The 18,892-nt window shown below is 69.7% G+C and carries 14 protein-coding genes; 7 read left to right on the top strand and 7 right to left on the bottom strand.

Annotation, left to right across the window (positions count from 1 at the left end; genetic code table 11):
• Positions 1-53: 53 nt before the first annotated feature.
• Complete coding sequence (locus tag KGQ19_RS10420; protein ID WP_212008882.1) at positions 54-1,001, top strand: TIGR03621 family F420-dependent LLM class oxidoreductase; 948 nt, start codon at positions 54-56, stop codon at positions 999-1,001.
• Between the two features lie 71 nt (positions 1,002-1,072).
• Here the strand turns inward: KGQ19_RS10420 and KGQ19_RS10415 are convergent, their stop codons facing one another.
• A complete protein-coding gene (locus KGQ19_RS10415; RefSeq protein WP_212008881.1) occupies positions 1,073-3,268 on the bottom strand; it encodes an MMPL family transporter in 2,196 nt (731 codons plus the stop codon).
• 226 nt (positions 3,269-3,494) lie between these two features.
• On the opposite strand from KGQ19_RS10415, the gene KGQ19_RS50960 reads away from it, so the two are divergent.
• From KGQ19_RS50960 to KGQ19_RS10400, 3 genes are read left to right on the top strand one after another with little or no spacing between them, the layout of a single operon-like run.
• Positions 3,495-4,241, top strand: coding sequence for a class I SAM-dependent methyltransferase (locus tag KGQ19_RS50960; RefSeq protein WP_212008880.1), 747 nt, complete (start codon positions 3,495-3,497; stop codon positions 4,239-4,241).
• A gap of 51 nt (positions 4,242-4,292) precedes the next feature.
• On the top strand, positions 4,293-4,799 hold the full coding sequence (locus tag KGQ19_RS10405) for a nucleoside-diphosphate kinase (protein ID WP_212008879.1): 507 nt from the start codon (positions 4,293-4,295) through the stop codon (positions 4,797-4,799).
• Positions 4,800-4,855: 56 nt separating this feature from the next.
• Positions 4,856-7,336, top strand: coding sequence for a Tex family protein (locus KGQ19_RS10400; RefSeq protein ID WP_212008878.1), 2,481 nt, complete (start codon positions 4,856-4,858; stop codon positions 7,334-7,336).
• A 104-nt stretch (positions 7,337-7,440) separates the two neighbouring features.
• Here the strand turns inward: KGQ19_RS10400 and KGQ19_RS10395 are convergent, their stop codons facing one another.
• The gene (locus tag KGQ19_RS10395) at positions 7,441-7,797 is read right to left on the bottom strand and encodes a VOC family protein (protein WP_212008877.1); all 357 of its coding nucleotides are present in this window, start codon (positions 7,795-7,797) and stop codon (positions 7,441-7,443) included.
• A 114-nt stretch (positions 7,798-7,911) separates the two neighbouring features.
• Here KGQ19_RS10395 and KGQ19_RS10390 point away from each other — a divergent pair, with 114 nt between their 5' ends.
• Complete coding sequence (locus tag KGQ19_RS10390) at positions 7,912-8,355, top strand: MarR family winged helix-turn-helix transcriptional regulator (protein ID WP_212008876.1); 444 nt, start codon at positions 7,912-7,914, stop codon at positions 8,353-8,355.
• A 13-nt stretch (positions 8,356-8,368) separates the two neighbouring features.
• On the opposite strand, the gene KGQ19_RS10385 is transcribed toward KGQ19_RS10390, so the two are convergent.
• Together KGQ19_RS10385 and KGQ19_RS10380 are read right to left on the bottom strand one after the other, a co-directional pair.
• Positions 8,369-9,214 carry a site-2 protease family protein gene (locus tag KGQ19_RS10385; protein WP_212008875.1) on the bottom strand — a complete coding sequence of 282 codons (846 nt, stop codon included), beginning with the start codon at positions 9,212-9,214 and terminating at the stop codon, positions 8,369-8,371.
• Between the two features lie 227 nt (positions 9,215-9,441).
• Positions 9,442-11,979: a DEAD/DEAH box helicase gene (locus KGQ19_RS10380; protein ID WP_212008874.1), complete on the bottom strand. Its 2,538-nt coding sequence runs from the start codon at positions 11,977-11,979 to the stop codon at positions 9,442-9,444.
• A gap of 102 nt (positions 11,980-12,081) precedes the next feature.
• On the opposite strand from KGQ19_RS10380, the gene KGQ19_RS10375 reads away from it, so the two are divergent.
• Positions 12,082-12,660, top strand: a complete 579-nt coding sequence (locus tag KGQ19_RS10375; RefSeq protein WP_307856387.1) for an HIT family protein — start codon at positions 12,082-12,084, stop codon at positions 12,658-12,660.
• A 4-nt stretch (positions 12,661-12,664) separates the two neighbouring features.
• Positions 12,665-13,069 (top strand): thiol-disulfide oxidoreductase DCC family protein, encoded by a 405-nt coding sequence (locus KGQ19_RS10370; RefSeq protein ID WP_212008873.1) that lies wholly within the window; start codon positions 12,665-12,667, stop codon positions 13,067-13,069.
• Positions 13,070-13,157: 88 nt separating this feature from the next.
• Here KGQ19_RS10370 and KGQ19_RS10365 read toward each other — a convergent pair whose 3' ends face one another.
• From KGQ19_RS10365 to KGQ19_RS10355, 3 genes are all read right to left on the bottom strand, one after another.
• Entirely contained in the window at positions 13,158-15,611 is a 2,454-nt protein-coding gene (locus tag KGQ19_RS10365; protein ID WP_212008872.1) for a Hint domain-containing protein, read from the bottom strand.
• A gap of 2 nt (positions 15,612-15,613) precedes the next feature.
• Positions 15,614-16,234 carry a sensor domain-containing protein gene (locus KGQ19_RS10360; protein ID WP_212008871.1) on the bottom strand — a complete coding sequence of 207 codons (621 nt, stop codon included), beginning with the start codon at positions 16,232-16,234 and terminating at the stop codon, positions 15,614-15,616.
• Positions 16,235-16,667: 433 nt separating this feature from the next.
• On the bottom strand, positions 16,668-18,857 hold the full coding sequence (locus KGQ19_RS10355; RefSeq protein WP_212008870.1) for an elongation factor G-like protein EF-G2: 2,190 nt from the start codon (positions 18,855-18,857) through the stop codon (positions 16,668-16,670).
• Positions 18,858-18,892: the final 35 nt, after the last annotated feature.

The raw sequence follows: 18,892 nt of genomic DNA, 5'->3' as shown, positions 1-18,892 counted from the left end.
GGACCGACCCGGGAACCAGCCACAGACCGGCACCGTCCGGAAAGATGGCCGGCATGCGTCCTTTTCGTTTCCTCGCGACGATCGACGACAACGACGAGTTCTCCCACCTGATCCCCCATGCCCGCAAAGCCGAGGCGATGGGCTACTCGGCCTTCGTGATCCCCGACCACCTCATGGGCCTGGCCCCGCTGCTCCCGCTGGCGCAGGTCGCGGCCGTGACCGAGCGCCTGCGGGTCGGCACCTTCGTCCTCAACAACAGCCTGCGGCACCCGGCGGTGCTGGCCCAGGAGTTGGCGACCCTCGACCGGTTGTCGGACGGCCGCCTGGAGATCGGGATCGGCGCCGGGTGGAACAAGCCCGAATACGACGCGATCGGCATCCCCTTCGAGCCGGTCGGCGTCCGCATCAAGCAGCTGACCGAGGCGATCGCGGTCATCAAGGGCAGCTTCACCGAGGGGCCGTTCTCCTTCGCCGGGGAGTACTACACGATCACCGATCTCGCCGACATCCCGGCCCCGGTGCAGCGGCCGCATCCGCCGTTCTTCCTCGGCGGGGGCGGCAAGCGGTTCCTGACGCTGGCCGGCCGGCAGGCCCAGATCGTCGGGCTGGCGCCGCGCATCGTGATCGGCGACGGCGCTCCCCGCCTGGACGCGCCGAGCATCACCGCGGCGGCGACCGAGGAGAAGATCGGCTGGATCCGGGCGGCCGCGGGCGACCGCTTCGAGCAGATCGAGCTGAACACCTATCCGGCCGGCGGCCCCATCGTCGTCACCGCCGAGCCCCGGATCGAGGCGCGGCGCCGCGTCGACCGGATCCGGCAGCAGACCGGTGTCGAGCTGAGCGTCGAGGAGGTCCTGGAGTCGCCGCACACGTTCGTCGGCAGCGCCAAGGACCTGACGCGCAAGTTCCTGGAACTGCGGGAACGCTTCGGGATCAGCTCGTTCCTGATCGACGACCTGGACGCCATGGCGCCGGTCGTGGAGCAACTCGCCGGGCAGTAGCGGGGCACAAGGCGATGGGGAGGTTCCCGGTCGGGAACCTCCCGATCGCCGTCGCTCAGCTACGCCGGCACCTACACCAGCACGCTGTCATCCGAGGAGCGCGCGGCGGCCAGCGTCCCGCCGTCGGGCTCGTCGGACCGGGACAGCCGCGAGGGCCACCACATCACCTTGCCGATGTCCAGCGTGAGCGCCGTGACCAGCACCGACCGCACGATCATGGTGTCCAGCAGCACCCCGAGCGCGACCGCGAAGCCGATCTCGGCGAACGGCACGATCGGCAGCGTGGCCAGCACCCCGAAGGTGGCGGCCAGCACCAGTCCGGCCCAGGTGATCACGCCGCCGGTGGCCGACAGGCCGATCAGCGCGCCGCGCCGGGTGCCGCGCCGGACCGACTCCTCCCTGATCCGGGTCATCAGGAAGATGTTGTAGTCGATGCCCAGGGCCACCAGGAACACGAAGCCGAACAGCGGCATCCCGATGTCCACGCCGTGCCAGCCCAGGCCCTTGAACACCAGGGCACTGATGCCCAGCGAGGCGCCGAAGGACAGGATGACCGTCAGGATCAGCAGCAGCGGGGCCAGGAAGGCGCGCAGCAGCAGGCCCAGGATGATGAACACCGCCAACAGGATCAGCGGGATGATCAGCTTGCTGTCGTGGCTGGAGGCGCGGGCGATGTCCAGCGTCACCGCCGGGCCGCCGCCGACCACGGCGTCGGCTCCCGGGATCGAGTGCACCGCGGCGCGGACCCGGTCGACCGTGTTCTGCGCGGCCTTGGAGTCCGGGGCGTCGGTCAGCGCCGCCTCGACATAGAAGTGCCCGTTGACGATCGGGTTCTTCAGGGTCTTCGGGACGTCGACGCCGTTCGGGTCGACCCCCGGGACCGTCTTCAGCTTGGCCACGACCGCGTCCAGCTGACCGGCGTCGCCGATGACGGCCAGCGGCTGCCCGGAGTTGTCCGGGAAGTACTGGGCCTGCACCTCGGCGCCGGTCACGGAGGCGGGCTTGGTGACGAACTGCTCGGCCACGGTCTGCTGGTGGGCGTTGAGCTCGGTGATGCCGCCGGCCAGCGCGACCAGGACCACCGCGGTGCCCACCCACACGGCGCGCGGCCGGACCGCGATCCGCTTGCCCATGCGGGCCCAGACTCCGTGCTGGGTCGGCTCGTCGGAGCCGAACGTCGGGCGCACCGGCCAGAACACCCAGCGGCCGAAGATCACCAGCAGCGCCGGCATCAGGGTCAGCATCGCGCACAGTGCGATGATCACGCCGATGGCCAGGACCGGGCCCATGCCCTTGGTCGAGTTCATCTCGGCGACCAGCAGGATCAGCATGCTGACGGCGACCGTCGCGGAGCTGGCGACCAGGGCCGGCCCGGCTCGGTGCACGGCGTGCGCCATCGCCTCGTGCCGGTCCTCGTACCGTCTGAGCTCTTCCCGATATCTCGCGATGAGCAACAGCGCGTAGTCGGTGCCCGCTCCGAACACCAGGACGATCAAGATGAACGCGGCTTGGCCGTTCACCGTCAGTCCCGCGTGTTTGGCCAGCAGATAGATCACCGACTCGGCCACCGTCAGGGCGGCGCCGCCGACCGTGATCAGCGGCAGCAGCCACAGGATCGGGCTGCGGTAGGCGATCAGCAAGATGATGATCACCGCGAACGCGGTGAAGTAGGTCAGCGAGCCGTTGATCTTCTTGAAGGCGTCGGCCTCGTCGCCGGCCTCACCCATCGGCCCGGTCACGTAGGTCTGCAGGCCCGCGGTGGGCGGGCCGAGCGCGGCCTTCATGGCCGTGACGGTGTCCGGGAACTTGTTCCAGCCGTCGCTGCCGGGGTTCACCGGCACGATGATCTGGATCGCCTTGCCGGCGTTCGGGCCGGTGGTCACCGGGATCGTCTGGACGGCGTTGTGCACCACCAGGTCCAGGTTCTTCGCCGGCGGGTCCTGCTCCATGATCGCCGCGGCGTGCTGGGCCTGCGCCTTGTCGGCGTCGGTCAGCCCGGTCGAGCGGGCGTAGAGCAGGATCGCCGGATACCAGTTCGGGTGGAAGTCACCCTCGATCTTCAGTTCCTTCGTGGATTCGGCACTCTTGGGCAGCCAAGACGTGGTGTCGTTCTTCTGGGCGCCGTTCAGCTTCGTGGCGAAGCTGCCCAGGGCGATGATCACCACCAGCCAGGCGGCGAACACCGCCCACTTGGATCTGCGCCCGGACACGACCCGGGCGAAGACGCCCGGTTCCGAATCCGCGTTGGTCAACGCGTTACCACTCACGAAAGAGCCCCCTCAGGCTATCGCGACCTGGAGTCCGCGGACGGTCCCCACCCCTATGTGCGGGTCCGACTCGCGGACTCGTTACCCGCCTATTGTGACACGCGATACAACGCGATTTTGCAACCGCGAGGTTAACGGCAGGCACTCGACGGCGAGCAGCGAAGTTCCTGCTAGGAACAGTGAAAACCAGTGGACGGTACCGGCTTTTCCGGCTACAGCTGTCCGAGTGGATCAGGACTCACAGACCTTCACCGACGATGATTCAGCTCTCGTATACGACCTGGAGAACCCCTGGGATCCCGACTGGCCGGCCGACCGCTTCTATTCCGACGCGGTCGCCGCCGCTGAAGCGGTCCTCGACGTGGGCTGCGGCACCGGGAGCATGCTGCACGCGGCCCGGGCCGCCGGGCACACCGGCCGGTTGGTCGGTGTCGATCCGGACGAGTCGATGCTGGCCCGGGCCCGGCGCCGGACGGACATCGAGTGGGTCCGGGCGACCGCCGCCGAGATGGCCTACGCCGAGGAGTTCGACCTCGCCGTGATGGCCAGCAACGCCTTCCAGTGCTTCGCTACCGACGAGGACCTGCGGGCCTCGCTGGCCGCGATCCGCCGGGCGCTGGTGGGCGGCGGCACTTTCGTGTTCGGCACCCGCCACCTGCAGGGACGTGCCTGGGAGGAGTGGAACCCCTCGAACGCCGGGAACCTCACGCTGCCCGACGGCCGCGAGATCCGCGGCTGGTATCAGGTGGAGCGGGTCGACGGCCCCCGGGTGACGTTCACCGAGACCACCGCGCTCCCGGACGGCGCGCCGCTGCGCGTCTCCGGCACGACGCTGCGCTTCCACATCCCCGAGACATTGAACCCGTTCCTGGAAGAAGCCGGTTTCCGGATCCAGGACCAGTACGGCGACTGGAAGCGCGGGCCGCTGACGGCGGACAGCCGCGAAATCATCACCGTCGCGCGCGCCCAATAAGATGCTTACAGAAGTATCGGAAACATCGTCGAAGAGCGAAGGACCACGCATATGACCGACAACGGCGCCCCCGTCGAGCGGACGCTCGTCCTGCTCAAGCCCGACGCCGTGGCGCGCGGCACGATGGGACGGGTCCTGACCCGGTTCGAGGACGCGCTGCTGAAGGTGGTCGGCTCCAAGATGGTCTGGATGGACGCCGATCTGACCCGCAAGCACTACTTCGACCTGGAGGAGCGCTTCGGCGCCGGCGTCTACAACGCCACCGCCGCCTTCATGCAGTCCGGTCCGGTGCTCGCCCTGGTCCTGGAGGGCATCGACGCGGTCAAGACGGTCCGCAAGCTGGTCGGCTCCACCTACCCGAACGAGGCCGCCCCGGGCACCATCCGCGGCGACTTCGCGCACCAGAACAAGGCCTACGCCACCGCCAACGGCATCGCCGTGGCCAACCTGGTGCACGCCTCGGGCAACATCGACGAGGCCAAGCAGGAAGTCGCGCTGTGGTTCACCGACGAAGAACTCTTCGAGTACTCGACGGTCGCGGAGAAGTTCGTCCTGTAGTCGCTAGGATCGCTCTCGCGAGATAGCAGGCTTTTCACCTGGCGGGAGTACCACGCGTGGCAGCGACAGCAGCGTCCATCCACCTGCGCATCGCCGAGGAGCTCGGCGTCGTCGACCGGCAAGTCCGGGCGGCCGTCGAGCTCCTGGACGGCGGTGCGACCGTGCCGTTCGTCGCGCGGTACCGCAAGGAGGTGACCGAGGGCTTGGACGACGCGCAGCTGCGCACCCTGGAGGAGCGGCTGCGCTACCTGCGCGAGATGGAGGAGCGCCGGGAGGCGATCCTGGAGTCCATCCGCGGTCAGGGCAAGCTCGACGAGGCGCTGGAGGCGCAGATCCTCGCCGCGGACTCCAAGTCCCGGCTGGAGGACATCTACCTCCCGTTCAAGCCCAAGCGCCGGACCAAGGCGATGATCGCCCGGGAGGCCGGGCTGGAGCCGCTGGCCGACGCGCTGCTCGCGGATCCGAACCTCGATCCGACCGGCAGCGCCGCGGACTACGTGGACGCCGACAAGGGCGTGGCGGACGCCGCGGCGGCCCTGGACGGCGCGCGCTCGATCCTGGTCGAGCGGTTCGGTGAGGACGCCGACCTGATCGGCGCGCTGCGCGAGCGCATGTGGGAGTCCGGCCGGCTGACCTCCAAGGTCCGCGAGGGCAAGGAGGAGGCCGGCGCGAAGTTCTCCGACTACTTCGACTTCGCCGAGCCCTTCACCGCGCTGCCCTCGCACCGCATCCTGGCGCTGCTGCGCGGGGAGAAGGAGGAGGTCCTGGACCTCACCTTCGACCCCGAGCCCGAGGACGCCGAGCCCGGTGCGCCGGTGACGCCGAGCGGCTACGAGGTCCGGATCGCCAAGAACTTCGCCGTCCCCTCGCCGAGCACGGCCGGCGCCGGTGTGAAGTGGCTGAACGACACCGTGCGCTGGGCCTGGCGCACCCGCATCCTGGTCCGGCTGGCCGTGGACATCCGGATGCAGCTGTGGACGCTGGCCGAGGACGAGGCGGTCCGGGTCTTCGCCGCCAACCTGCGCGACCTGCTGCTGGCCGCCCCGGCCGGCACCCGCGCCACCATGGGCCTGGACCCGGGCTACCGCACCGGCGTGAAGGTCGCCGTGGTCGACGCCACCGGCAAGGTGGTCGCCACCGACGTCATCTACCCGCACGTCCCGCAGAACAAGTGGAGCGAGGCGCTGGCCAAGCTGGCCTCGCTGTGCAAGGTGCACAAGGTCGAGCTGATCGCGTTCGGCAACGGCACCGCCTCCCGCGAGACCGACAAGCTGGCCTCCGAACTGGTCGCCGGGCTGCCGGAGCTGAAGCTGACGAAGATCATGGTCTCCGAGGCCGGCGCCTCGGTGTACTCGGCGTCGGCGTTCGCCTCGCAGGAACTGCCGGACATGGACGTCTCGCTGCGCGGCGCGGTGTCCATCGCCCGGCGGCTCCAGGACCCGCTGGCCGAGCTGGTGAAGATCGACCCGAAGTCGATCGGCGTCGGCCAGTACCAGCACGACCTGGCCGAGGGGAAGCTGTCGCGCTCGCTGGACGCGGTGGTCGAGGACTGCGTGAACGCCGTCGGCGTGGACGTCAACACCGCCTCGGCGCCGCTGCTGACCCGGGTGTCGGGCATCGGCTCCTCGCTGGCCGACAACATCGTGGCGCACCGCGACGCCAACGGCCCGTTCGCGACCCGCGGCGCCATCAAGAACGTGCCGCGCCTGGGCGCCAAGGCCTTCGAGCAGTGCGCGGGCTTCCTGCGCATCCCCGGCGGCGACGACCCGCTGGACGCCTCCTCGGTGCACCCGGAGGCCTACCCGGTGGTCCGCCGGATCCTGTCGACGACCGGCACCGGCATCAAGGAACTGATCGGCGACACCAAGACCCTGCGCGCGCTGAAGCCGGTGCAGTTCGCCGACGACACGTTCGGCGTCCCGACCGTGACGGACATCCTCGCCGAGCTGGAGAAGCCCGGCCGGGACCCGCGCCCGGCGTTCAAGACGGCGACCTTCAAGGAGGGCGTCGAGAAGATCGGCGACCTGCAGCCGGGGATGCTGCTGGAGGGTGTGGTCACTAACGTCGCGGCCTTCGGCGCCTTCGTCGACGTCGGCGTCCACCAGGACGGCCTGGTGCACATCTCGGCGCTGTCCAAGACCTACGTCAAGGACCCGCGCGACGTGGTGAAGCCCGGCGACGTGGTGCGGGTGAAGGTGCTGGACGTGGACGCGGTGCGCAAGCGGATCGCGCTGACGCTGCGGCTGGACGACGAGGCCGGGAGCGGGTCCGGCGGGCCGGGGCGGCAGCGGCAGTCCTCGGAGAACGGCGGCGGCGGCGGTCGCGGGCGCGACGGCCGTGGCGGTGGCGGGGGTGCCGACCGGCGGGGCGGGAACGGCGGCCAGGGCGGCGGCGGTGACCGGCGCGGTGGCGGCAACGGCGGCGGTGGCGGCAACGGAGGGGGCAATGGCGGCGGTCGCGGCGGCGATCGGCGCGGCGGGAACAGCGAGCCGCAGGGCGCGCTGGCCGACGCGCTGCGCCGCGCCGGACTGGCGTAGTCGCCGGACTTCGAGCGCCCGCCGCGGAATCCGCGGCGGGCGCTCACGGTTCGGCGGTGCCTGACGGCTGACGGCTGCGTGGACCCCGTGGGCCGCGTGGGCCGTCAGCTGTGCAGCGTGACGACGTACCCGTCGGGGTCGGCGAACGCGAAGGTCCGGCCGAACGGGCCGTCGAACGGCTCGGTCACGATCCGCACGCCGTGCTCGACCAGGTCGGCGTGGATCTTGTCGACGTCCTCAGCCTGGAGCCACAGCACGACACCCCAGCCGAGCTTGTCGCTGGCGTCCAGGTCGACCAGGGGTTCGCGCACCGCGAACGGGATCGGCCGGGTATCGAACACCACTCCGTGCGGAGGGGAGACGGGCGCGCGGGTGAGCCCCAGCCGCTCCTCGTAGAAGCGGGCAGACGCTTCCAAGTCGTGTACCTGCAGCGCGACGAACGACGGGCCGGTGACAGCCATGACGGCACCACTCCTTTGATGTCAGGGAACCTGATATTCAGAGTAGACGCGAACCCCGAACTATGCAAGGTAACCTGATATCAATCAGCAGACCGAAGACGGAGGAGGGGAACCATGGGCGATGCGCACCAGCCGCGGGACACCGTCGACCGGCCCGGCTACCTGATCAAGAAGGCCCAGGCCGCACTCAACGCCCAGATGACCCGGGCGCTCCACGAGTACGGCGTCACCCTCACCCAGTTCGCCGTGCTCACGGCCCTGGCCGAGGAACCGGGCCTGTCCAACGCCGAACTGGCCCGCCGCGCGTTCATCACCCCGCAGAGCATGAACGAGAACCTGCGCGACCTCGAACAGCGCGGCTGGGCCATCCGCAGCCGGCATCCCACCCACGGGCGGATCCTTCAGGCTGAACTTACCGACGGGGGACGCGAAACCCTTCAGGCCTGCGACGCGGCGGTGACCGTCGTCGAACAGCGGATGCTGACCGGGCTCGACACCGGTCAGCAACGCCAACTCGCCTCAGCACTGCGGGCTTGTATCGCCGCGTTGACCCCGTGAATCCAGCGGGGACTTAGTAGCTGAGCGTGTCCCAGAACCGGAACAGGTGGTACCCGAAGTACTGGCCGTTGACCGGCGTGCGCCCGTTCAGGATGTCCTGAGCCCATTTGGCGATGAAGTTCCGGTCCGGGCCGAGGGCGTAGAGCAGCGCGAAGACGAGGAGGATGCCGTAGGGCGCGATCTGGGCGCCCATGCGGCGCCAGTCGGCGCTGAGGAAGGGCTCGATGATGCCGTAGCCGTCCAGGCCGGGGATCGGGAGCAGGTTCAGTATCGCGCTCGCGACCTGGATGTAGGCCAGGAACGTCAAGGCGGACCAGAAGGCGCCGGCGTGGGCGGGGATGCTGGGGTACAGGATGTAGCCCGGCCCCCACACCTTCAGCACCACGATCAGCACCGCCGAGAACACCACGTTCACCGCCGGCCCCGCCGCCGAGACCAGCGAGTCCTTCCACTTACCGCGCAGCCGGTGCGACTCGATCATCACCGCGCCGCCGGGCAGCGGCAGGCCGCCGATCAGCAGGAAGAACAGCGGCAGCACGAAGGTCAGCACCGGGTGCCCGTAGACGCGCGGGTCCAGGCGCAGGTAGCCCTTGCCGGCCACGGTGTGGTCGCCGCCCCAGTAGGCGGCCGCGGCGTGCATGAACTCGTGCAGGCACAGCGAGATCAGCCAGCCGCTGAGCACGAAGATGAACACCCCGGCGCGATCGCTGCCGTAGCCCTTGTACAGCGCGATCCCGCTGGCCACGAAGCAGGCGACCAACGCCGGGAAGATCGGCGAGATGCCGCCTCCGCGCGCGGACTGAGACCAGTCCGGCCGGTACTCGCCGGGCTTGATCAGGCGCAGGTTCTTGCGGGCCATCGGGTCACTCACCTCGGGGGTCGGCTGGGTCGTCGTCTCGTCGCGCGCGGCGGTCTGTCTGCGGGACGGTCAGTCGTGCGCGACGGTCGGTGTCGCACGGCGGTCGGTCTTGCGCGGCGGTCGGTCTTGTACGGCGCTGGGTCGTGCGCGGCGGTATCGGTGCCGCCGCGCCATCGTAGGTCCTCCCACCGACCAACGCGGCAGGGCCGCGGAACGATCCCGGGGTGCTACAGCTGGTTCACGGCGGTGACGGTCACCACGGCCGTGCCCGCCTCGTCGCTGGCCGCCAGGTCCACTTCGGCGCTGATGCCCCAGTCGTGGTAGCCCTCGGGGTCGTCGAAGATCTGCCGGATCAGCCAGGTGCCCGGCCGGTCCTCCGGCTTCTCGTCGATGACCAGCAGCTTCGGGCCGCGGGCGTCCGGGCCGGTGCCAAGCACGTCGTGGGCGTCGTAGTAGTCCTCGATCGCGTAGTACCACTTCTCCGAGTCCCAGCCGGAGGCCGCGTCCAACTCGCCGAGGTCGTCGTACTTCCTCAACGCGAAGAGCTCCACGCGGTGGAACAGCTCGTTGCGGACCATGACCCGGAACGCGCGGGCGTTCGCGGTGACCGGGGGCGGGCGCTCGTCGAAGTTGTGCGGAGAGACGGCCGGGGCCTCTTCGCCCGGGTTGACCAGTTCCTCCCACTCGTCGAGCAGCGAGGAGTCGACCTGGCGCACCATCTCGCCGAGCCACTCGATGAGGTCGTTGGCCTCGTCGTTGCGCATCTCCTCGGGCACCGTGTGCTTGAGCGCCTTGTAGGCGTCCGCGAGGTAGCGCAGGAGGAGACCTTCGGAGCGCGGCAGCGTATAGAAGCTCACGTACTCCGCGAAGGTCATGGCGCGCTCGAACATGTCGCGCGCCACGGACTTCGGGGCGACCTCGTAGTCGGCGACCCACGGGGAGCTGCGCTTGTAGACGTCGTACGCCGCCTCTAGAAGTTCCTGGAGCGGCTTGGGATACCCGACGTTCTCAAGGATCTCCATCCGCTCCTCATACTCGATCCCGTCCGCCTTCATCTGCGCGACTGCCTCGCCGCGCGCCTTGTTCTGCTGCGCGGACAGCACTTGCCGCGGGTTGTCCAGCGTCGACTCGATGACCGACAGGACGTCCAGCGCGTATGTCGGCGACTCCGGCTCCAGCAGTTCCAGCGTGGCCAGCGCGAACGGCGACAGCGGCTGGTTCAGGGCGAAGTCGAACTGCAGGTCCTTGGTCAGCCGCACGGTCCGGCCCTGCTCGTCCGGCTCGTCCAGGCGCTCGACGATCCCGGCGGCCAGCAGTCCCCGGTAGATGGCGATCGCCTTGCGGATCAGCTTCAGCTGCGACTTGCGGTCCTCGTGGTTGTCCTCCAGCAGGTGCCGCATCGCGTCGAAGGCGTTGCCCGGGCGGCTGATGACGTTCAGCAGCATCGCGTGGCTGACCTGGAAGCTGGACGTCAGCGGCTCCGGCTCGGCGGCGACCAGACGCTCGAAGCTCGGCTTGCCCCAGGAGACGAAGCCCTCCGGCGCCTTGACCCGGACCACCCGCGAGAGCTTCTTCTTGTCGCCGCCGGCCTTCGAGACGCGCTTGGCGTTCTCCACCTCGTGCTCGGGGGCCTGCGCCACGACGTAGCCGGCGCTGTCGTAGCCGGCCCGGCCCGCGCGCCCGGCGATCTGGTGGAACTCGCGGGCCTTGAGCTGGCGGGTCCGCACGCCGTCGTACTTGGTCAGCCCGGTGAACAGCACGGTGCGGATCGGCACGTTGATGCCGACGCCCAGGGTGTCGGTGCCGCAGATCACCTTCAGCAGCCCGGCCTGCGCCAGCAGTTCCACCAGGCGCCGGTACTTCGGCAGCATGCCCGCGTGGTGCACGCCGATCCCGTGCCGGACCAGCCGCGAGAGCGTCTTGCCGAAGCCGGCGGTGAACCGGAAGTTGCCGATCATGTCGGCGATCTTGGCCTTCTCCTCCTTGGTGCACACGTTGACGCTCATCAGCGCCTGCGCGCGCTCGATGGCCGCGGCCTGGGTGAAGTGCACGACGTAGATCGGCGCCTGATTGGTCTGCAGGAGGTCTTCCAGCGTCTCGTGCAGCGGCGTCTCTGAATAGGAGTAATACAGCGGCACCGGACGCTGCCCGGAGGAGACCACCGCGGTCGGGCGGCCGGTGCGCCGGGTGAGGTCCTTCTCGAACCGGGTGACGTCACCGAGCGTCGCCGACATCAGCACGAACTGTGCCTTCGGCAGCTCCAGGATCGGCACCTGCCAGGCCCAGCCGCGGTCGGGTTCGGCGTAGAAGTGGAACTCGTCCATCACCACCTGGCCGATGTCGGCCGAGGCGCCGTCGCGCAGCGCGTGGTTGGCCAGCACCTCGGCGGTGCAGCAGATGATCGGCGCGTTCGGGTTCACGCTGGCGTCGCCGGTGAGCATCCCGACCTTGTCCGCGCCGAACATGGCGCACAGCGCGAAGAACTTCTCGCTCACCAGCGCCTTGATCGGCGCGGTGTAGTAGGTGCGCTGCCGGGGGTCGTCGCGGTAGCGGGCCAGCGCGGCGAAGTGCGCGCCGGCGGCGACCAGCGACTTGCCGGAGCCGGTGGGGGTGGACAGAATCAGGTTGGCCCCTGTCACCACCTCCAGCAGCGCCTCCTCCTGGGCTGGATAGAGCGTGATCCCCTGCTCGCCGGCCCACTCGCTGAAGGCGTCGAAGAGCGCGTCGGGGTCGTCGGTGGCGGGCAGGCGATCGGTGAGGGTCATAGTGGCTTCAACAATATGCGGTCTCCGGGTAAGCCCGGGGCACCAGGAAGATCCTCAGGACGCTATTCCGTCCCGAAAGGCGCACCGCCTAAGCTTCGTGTCATGACCATGCCGGACCCGACCGACGACCCGAACCAGGCGGCCGACCTTCAGGCGCAGGACGGCGTGGGGGAGCCGGACGGCTTCCGGCGGCTGTGGACGCCGCACCGCATGGCCTACATCAAGGGCGAGAACAAGCCCACCGGCCCGGCCGCCGGCGAGGACCCGTTCTGCCGCATCCCGTCGCTGAGCGACGAGGACGGGCTGATCATCGCCCGCGGGGAGCTGGTCTACGCGGTGCTGAACCTGTACCCGTACAACGGCGGGCACCTGATGGTGGTCCCGTACCGGCACGTGGCGGACTACACAGACCTGACCCTGCCCGAGACCGCCGAACTCGCCGACTTCACCAAGCGCGCGATGACCGCGGTCCGCGCCGCCTCCGGAGCGCAGGGCTTCAACATCGGCATGAACCAGGGCGACGTCGCAGGTGCGGGCATCGCGGCACATCTGCACCAGCACGTGGTCCCGCGCTGGGGCGGCGACACGAACTTCATGCCCGTGGTGGGCCAGACCAAGGTCCTTCCGCAGCTGCTAGGGGAAACCCGCAAGCTGTTGGCGGACGAATGGCCCGTAGAATGAGGGTATGGACGAGGGCAGCTTCCCCAAGCCGGTTCTGATCTATGACGGTGACTGTGCCTTCTGCACGCGCTCGGTCAACGTCCTCAAGCGCCTCCCGATCGACGCGGAGGTGACGGCTTACCAGTTCACAGACCTCGAGTTGTACGGAACAACAGAGGAACGGGCAACACACGAAGTGTTGTGGGTGGACCCGACAGGCCGAATCCACGGAGGCGCGCAGGCAGTTGCGCGCCTTTTGATTTCAGCGGGCGGAATCTACGCCGCGGCCGGATGGATGCTCCGCACCCCGCCGGTCCGCTGGATCGCGGCCGGCGTGTATCGCCTGATCGCGAACAACCGGCAGCGGATGCCTGGCGGCACCGCTGCTTGCGCGCTGCCGCCGGCGGCGCGCGGGAGTGTCTCGGGCTGAGGCCCGCGAGGCACGCGGCTCCCTGGGGAATCGATCGCGATTCCCCAGGGAGCCGTCTTGTTCTGCCGCTTGCCCCTCGGCCGTCGTCTTACGGGACTCCGGGTGGATCCATGTACTGGTACGGGTTGCCGTCGGCTCCTCTGAACGTGTATCCGGCATTCAAGAGCTGGACGACTTCACGGAAGGTCACGGTTACTCTGTTTTTCGCGGCGTCCCACAGGTTTTGCGGGGTCAGGGGCGAGGCGAAGTAGACCGTCTGCCCTTTCGCGATCACACCCGCGATGAACGCGTCGTTCGCGGCGATCGTCCAGCCGCTGGGGAGTCCGAGGACTTCGTAGTTGGGCCATTTGTTCGCTTTTTCAGTGTCCTTCAGTCGGCCCAGTACGGCGTATTTCGCACTGACTTTCGAGGGAAGCTCGCTGCAGATATCGTTGTGGACCAATACCGGCGTCTGCCCGGCTTCGACGAAGTACGTGTGCAACCCGTCGATCGTCAGGTCGTAGGTGACGAGCGGTCCGACCTGCGCGTGGACGGCGTCCACTGTGGCCCGTCCGCTCGTCCCGGTCTGGAGACGGTCGCCCGCCCGCAGATCACCGGCATCGACGAACCCGCCGGCGCTGGTGTCGTAGAACGGATGGTTCGCCGTTCCGACGATGGTGCCGCCGCCCCCGGGTACGGCCACGGCCACATCGACGAAGGCGGTGTCCGTCGTCGTCATGTGGACCTGGTCCACGCGGTGGACCTCCGTCCCGCCGCCCGGCTGGGCGTTCCGGATCAGGTCCCCGACCCGGACGTCGGCGATCGGCTTGACGGAGCCGTCCGCCATCAGGACCTTGGTAGACCCCGAGAAACTGTGTTCGGGACAGGGCGGTTCAGCCCGGGCACTCGCGTTGGCCACCGCCGCCTGGAAGAAGGCGTTCATCGCCTGGCCGGGGTTCTGCAGACCCAGGCTTGAGAACCGAAGGATCGGCTTCCCGGTCTGACCTAGCGCGGGGTTGCCCTGTGCATCCACGGGAGCGGTGGCATACAAGGGGTTGCCGTTGCCATCCAAGATGACCGGTGCGTATTCGAGGTCGAACCGCGTCGCGTAGAAGTTCAGGCCGTTCTGCCCGAGCAGCCCCTGCAGCGCGGTGACGCTGACTGGCGGCCCGCTCACCGCACTGGGCTGGTTCAGCCTCGGCAGCCAGCTCGGCAGGGCCGACGCCAGCGGCGAGGCCTGCACCGGCCGCGCGGTGTCCCCGCCCTGGTTCGCCGTGGGCATCGGGCTCGCCAGCACGACATGGTCGACCACGACCGGCTTGCCGGCGATGTAGGTGGTGGCCTTGGCGCCGTTGTTGATGGCGGTGGTGTAGGCCTGTTGGCCCGGGGGTGCCGTGGTGCCCGCGGGCAGCGGGAGCTGGAGCACCGCGTAGTTGCCGCTGGGTTCGGGGATCAGGGCGCCGTAGGTTTGGGCCGGGTTTATGTCGGCGGCCTGGTCCGCGGACATTTTGGCGAGGCCGGCCGGCGGCATGTACGTCTCCACCGTGGTCGGGGTGATGACGAGCGGGGGTGCCGTGCCGGTCTGGGCCGAGCCCGATCCGGTCTGGGTGCCCGCGGTGCCGGTCGCTCCGACTGTGACCGGGGCGTAGGTGCCGACCTGGGCCGGGGCCGACTGGTCGCCGCCGCCGCTGGGCAGTGCCTGGGCCTGCGGGGTCGGGGCGAGGGCGGCTGCCGGGGCGGACTGGTCGCCGCCGGCGGTGGCCAGGGGGCTGGCGCCGCCGGTCTGGGTGCCGGCGAGCATGTTCTGGAGGAGTGCGGCGATCTTCGCGACGCACGCTTGGCGCTCGGCCTTCAGATTCGAGATGGCGGTCTGGAGCGCCGCCACGGCGGCGTTGTGCTTCTGGATGTCGGCGTTGACCTTTGCCTGGTCAGCGTCGGCCTGGGCTTGTGCGCTTTGCAGTTGGTTGGTTTGTGCGGTGAGGGCGTTGAACTGGCTTTGCAGGCTCGCCTGTTGGGCTTCGAGGTTCGCTTTTTCCTGGTTGTACGCGGCCAGTTGGCTTGCCTGAGCCGGGAGCTGGAACTGGTGCGGTTCGCTGTTGTGGGTGGCGATGGCGGTGTTGAGGGCGTCGGCTTGGCCGTTGAGGGTGTTGGCCCGCGCTTGTGTGCTCGCGAACTGCGCCTCCAGGTTGGCCTCGCGTGTCTGTACGTCGGCCGCGCGTGTCTCAAGCGGGCCTTCCTCGGCTTTGGCCGCGTTTGCCTGCGCTGTGACGGCCTGCGCGTCGGCCTGGTACTTCGCCGCGATCGCCTGAGCCTCGGGCTCGGCCGTGGCGATCAGTACCCCCGGCATATCAGGAGTCGGGGTCGGGGTCAGCCCGGGGTCGTCGTCGGTGGCCGGCCCGGCCGCGGTCGCGGTGGTTGAGATCGGCTGCGCGAGCGGAACAGTCGGTCCGGACGTGGCCTGTGCGGGTCCGGCGAAGGCCGCCAGGCCAAGCGTGGCGGTGGCCAGCACCGCAGCTGAGCGGCGCAGCGGCAAACCCCGGCCGATAGCAGTGAAGACAGCCATGGCTACCCGCTCACCCGGGCCGTGAACTGCCCGGCGACCTGCGCGGCCGCCGACCCGCCGTCCCCGCCCTCGCACACCGCGACCTGCACCACGTCCTTGCCCTTGAGCCGGGCCTGCCGGTAGCACGCCCACCCGCCGCCGGACTCCTGCGTAGCGGTCCAGACGAGGGTGTCCGAGGTCGCCGTGCCGACGGTGTAGTCCCACTTCACCGGGCCCTGATTCGGGTCGGTCCGGGTCGCCGACGGGCAGCCCTTCACGCCGTCGCCGAGCTTGCCGAACACGCTCGTGGCCTGGTCCGCGCTGCCGTAGACGCCCACGGTCTGGGTCACGGTGTAGTCCCCGGACCCGGCAGAGTCCTCATACGTGGTGGACAGGAACACCGTCCAGCCCGACGTGTAGCCGGACGCGGTCGCCGGTCCCACGGCCACCGCGCACAACGCCGGGTCGGCGGTCAGCGCGGCCGGCGGCTGGTCGCTCTGCGGGCCGGCGATCACCGTCGTGCCGATCGCCTTGCTGACCTCGTCCGGGGTCAGTACCGCGGCCTGGACCGTGCCGGGGACGACGTGCAGGGGACTGGCCGCGGGCGGCGCCGCCTTGCTCGTCGGCCACATCGCCCAGGTCACGCCGCCGCCGGCGGCGACTAGTACAAGAACCAGTGCGATGGCCAGGACCGCCCGGCGAGACGGCCCCGACGCGGATCGCCGGGGAGACTGGGGCTGCCCTGGAGGCGGAGATTGCCCGGGAGACTGAGGCTGGCCCGGCGGCAGCACCGGAGCCTGCTGCGGAGGCTTTACCAGAGTTGACCCCGGCGGCGACTGTGGCAGCCCCTGCTGTTGCGACGGCGCCGTACTCGCCGCCGGCGCCGGGACGTTCAATTGCATGGTCGGCTGATTCGCCGAGGATTTGCGCGGCACCGTCGTTCCCACCCTCACCCGTCGAGGTTCACCAGCGACTCACGGTGTTGAGTCTGAACACTGGTGTACATGACAGGCGGGAGGAGGGGTCCTGCGTCGGGACCCCTCCTGCCGTGTTAGGACCTTGCGCGCTGCGGTGCTGTCACGCCTCCTGCTCGACCTCGGCCTTCACCTTCGTCGCCAGCTGCGGCGGCATGGGCTCGTGCCCCAGGTAGCTCCGGGTGAACGTCCCGGTGCCGTGCGACAGCGAGCGCAGCTCGATCGCGTAGCGGCCGATCTCCACCTCCGGGGCGTCGGCCCGGATCACCGTGCGGCCGTTCTCGCCGGGCTCCGAGCCCGACACCCGGCCGCGCCGGGAGGACAGGTCGCCCATCACCGCGCCCACGTACTCGTCGGCGACCTGGATCTCCAGGCTGTCGACCGGCTCCAGCAGCAGGATGCTGGTCTTGGCCGCGGCGTCGCGCAGGGCCAGGGCACCGGCGGTCTGGAAGGCCATGTCGCTGGAGTCCACCGAGTGCGCCTTGCCGTCGTAGAGGGTCACGCGCAGGTCGATCATCGGGTAGCCGGCCGCGACGCCGCGCTCCATCTGCGCCCGCACGCCCTTCTCCACCGAGGGGATGTAGTTGCGGGGCACCGCGCCGCCGACCACCTTGTCCACGAACACGAAGCCGCTGCCGGACGGGAGCGGCTCGACCTCGATGTCGCAGATCGCGTACTGGCCGTGGCCGCCGGACTGTTTGACGTGTCGGCCGTGGCCCTTGGCGGCCCCGCCGAAGGTCTCGCGCAGCGAGATCCGGTGCGAGACGGTGTCCACGGCCACGCCGAACTTGTTCTTCAGCCGGTCCAGGACCAGGTCCATGTGCGCCTCGCCCATGCACCACAGCACCAGCTGCCGGGTCTCCGGGTTCATCTCCAGGCGCAGCGTGGCGTCCTCGGCGACCAGCCGGGACAGCGACTGCGACAGCTTGTCCTCGTCACTCTTGGCGTGCGCGCGGATCGCGACCGGCAGCAGCGGGTCCGGCATCAGCCACTGCTCGATCAGCATCGGGTCGTCCTTGCCGGACAGCGTGTCGCCGCTCTCGGCGTGCAGCAGCTTGGCCACCGCGACGATGTCGCCGGCGATCCCGGCGTCGATGCCGCGCTGCACCTTGCCCAGCGGGCAGGACAGCGCGCCGACCCGCTCGTCGATGTCGTGGTCGGCGTGCCCGCGGGACTCCTGGCCGTGGCCGGAGACGTGGACCGGCAGATCGGGGCGCAGCGTGCCGGAGAACACCCGGACCAGGCTGATCCGCCCGACGTAGGGGTCGGTGGAGGTCTTCACCACCTCGGCCACCAGCGGCCCGTCGGGGTCGCAGGTCAGCGGGCCCTTCGGCTTGCCCTCCGGCGAGCTGACCGGCGGCACCTCGTGCTCCAGCGGCGAGGGGAAGGCCTTGGTCATCAGCTCCAGCAGCTCGATCGAGCCCAGCGCCGGCGGAGCGGCGACCGCCCCCGAGGCGATCGCCGAGTAGGGCAGCACCGGGTAGAAGGACCCGCGCGCGACCGCCTTCTCCAGGTCGTCGATCAGCACCTCGGTGTCCAGCTCCTCGCCGCCGAGGTAGCGGTCCATGAGGGTCTCGTCCTCGCTCTCGGCGATGATCCCCTCGATCAGGGCGTTGCGGGCGTTCTCCACGCCCTCGCGGTGCGCCTCCTCGGCGTCGCGCTCGGTGCGCTCGCCCTCGGAGTAGTCGTAGATCCGCTGGGTCAGCAGTCCGATGACCCCGCCGACGTGTTCCTCCTCGTCCAGCAGCGGCAGGTACAGCGGCTGCACCCCGTCGCCGAAGATGCGCTGGCAGATCAGCACCATCTCGTCGAAGTCGGCGCGGGCCGAGTCCAGCTTGGTGACGACCACGGCGCGCGGCATCCCGACCGCCGCGCACTCCTCCCACAGCAGCCGCGTCGAGCCGTCGACTCCGTCGGCGGCCGACACGACGAACAGCGCGGCGTCGGCCGCCCGCAGTCCGGCGCGCAGGTCGCCCACGAAGTCGGCGTAGCCCGGGGCGTCCAGCAGGTTGACCTTCACACCCTGGAACTCCACCGGGGCCAGGGCCAGGGCCACCGAGCGCTGCTGCCGCTGTTCGACCTCGTCGAAGTCGGTGACGGTGGTGCCCTCCTCGACCCGGCCGGGCCGGTTCACCGCGCCCGTGGCCGCCAGCAGGGATTCGGCCAGTGTGGTCTTGCCGGCACCGGTGTGCCCGACGAGCACCACGTTCCGGATCCGCTCGGGCCCGGAGGGCGTCGGCACCCTGCCGGCGGCCCCGGCGTGGCCGCCCTGTCCGCCTGATTTGTCTGCCATCGAGCGTGCTCCTTTTCCTGGGTCAGGGCGGCTCG

The organism is Catenulispora pinistramenti (genome assembly GCF_018274385.1).
Taxonomy (GTDB): domain Bacteria; phylum Actinomycetota; class Actinomycetes; order Streptomycetales; family Catenulisporaceae; genus Catenulispora; species Catenulispora pinistramenti.
Note: the sequence above shows the minus strand (reverse complement) of the source record. Positions and strands in the feature narration are given on the sequence as shown.

What these genes read in the sequence shown, in the direction of transcription:
- KGQ19_RS10370 (WP_212008873.1), top strand. Translation starts at nt 12,665, where the DNA reads ATGGACGAGGGCAGCTTCCCCAAGCCGGTTCTGATCTATGACGGTGAC.
- KGQ19_RS10365 (WP_212008872.1), bottom strand. Translation starts at nt 15,611, where the DNA reads ATGGCTGTCTTCACTGCTATCGGCCGGGGTTTGCCGCTGCGCCGCTCA.
- KGQ19_RS10385 (WP_212008875.1), bottom strand. Translation starts at nt 9,214, where the DNA reads ATGGCCCGCAAGAACCTGCGCCTGATCAAGCCCGGCGAGTACCGGCCG.
- KGQ19_RS10380 (WP_212008874.1), bottom strand. Translation starts at nt 11,979, where the DNA reads ATGACCCTCACCGATCGCCTGCCCGCCACCGACGACCCCGACGCGCTC.
- KGQ19_RS10395 (WP_212008877.1), bottom strand. Translation starts at nt 7,797, where the DNA reads ATGGCTGTCACCGGCCCGTCGTTCGTCGCGCTGCAGGTACACGACTTG.
- KGQ19_RS10420 (WP_212008882.1), top strand. Translation starts at nt 54, where the DNA reads ATGCGTCCTTTTCGTTTCCTCGCGACGATCGACGACAACGACGAGTTC.
- KGQ19_RS10405 (WP_212008879.1), top strand. Translation starts at nt 4,293, where the DNA reads ATGACCGACAACGGCGCCCCCGTCGAGCGGACGCTCGTCCTGCTCAAG.
- KGQ19_RS10375 (WP_307856387.1), top strand. Translation starts at nt 12,082, where the DNA reads ATGACCATGCCGGACCCGACCGACGACCCGAACCAGGCGGCCGACCTT.
- KGQ19_RS10355 (WP_212008870.1), bottom strand. Translation starts at nt 18,857, where the DNA reads ATGGCAGACAAATCAGGCGGACAGGGCGGCCACGCCGGGGCCGCCGGC.
- KGQ19_RS10390 (WP_212008876.1), top strand. Translation starts at nt 7,912, where the DNA reads ATGGGCGATGCGCACCAGCCGCGGGACACCGTCGACCGGCCCGGCTAC.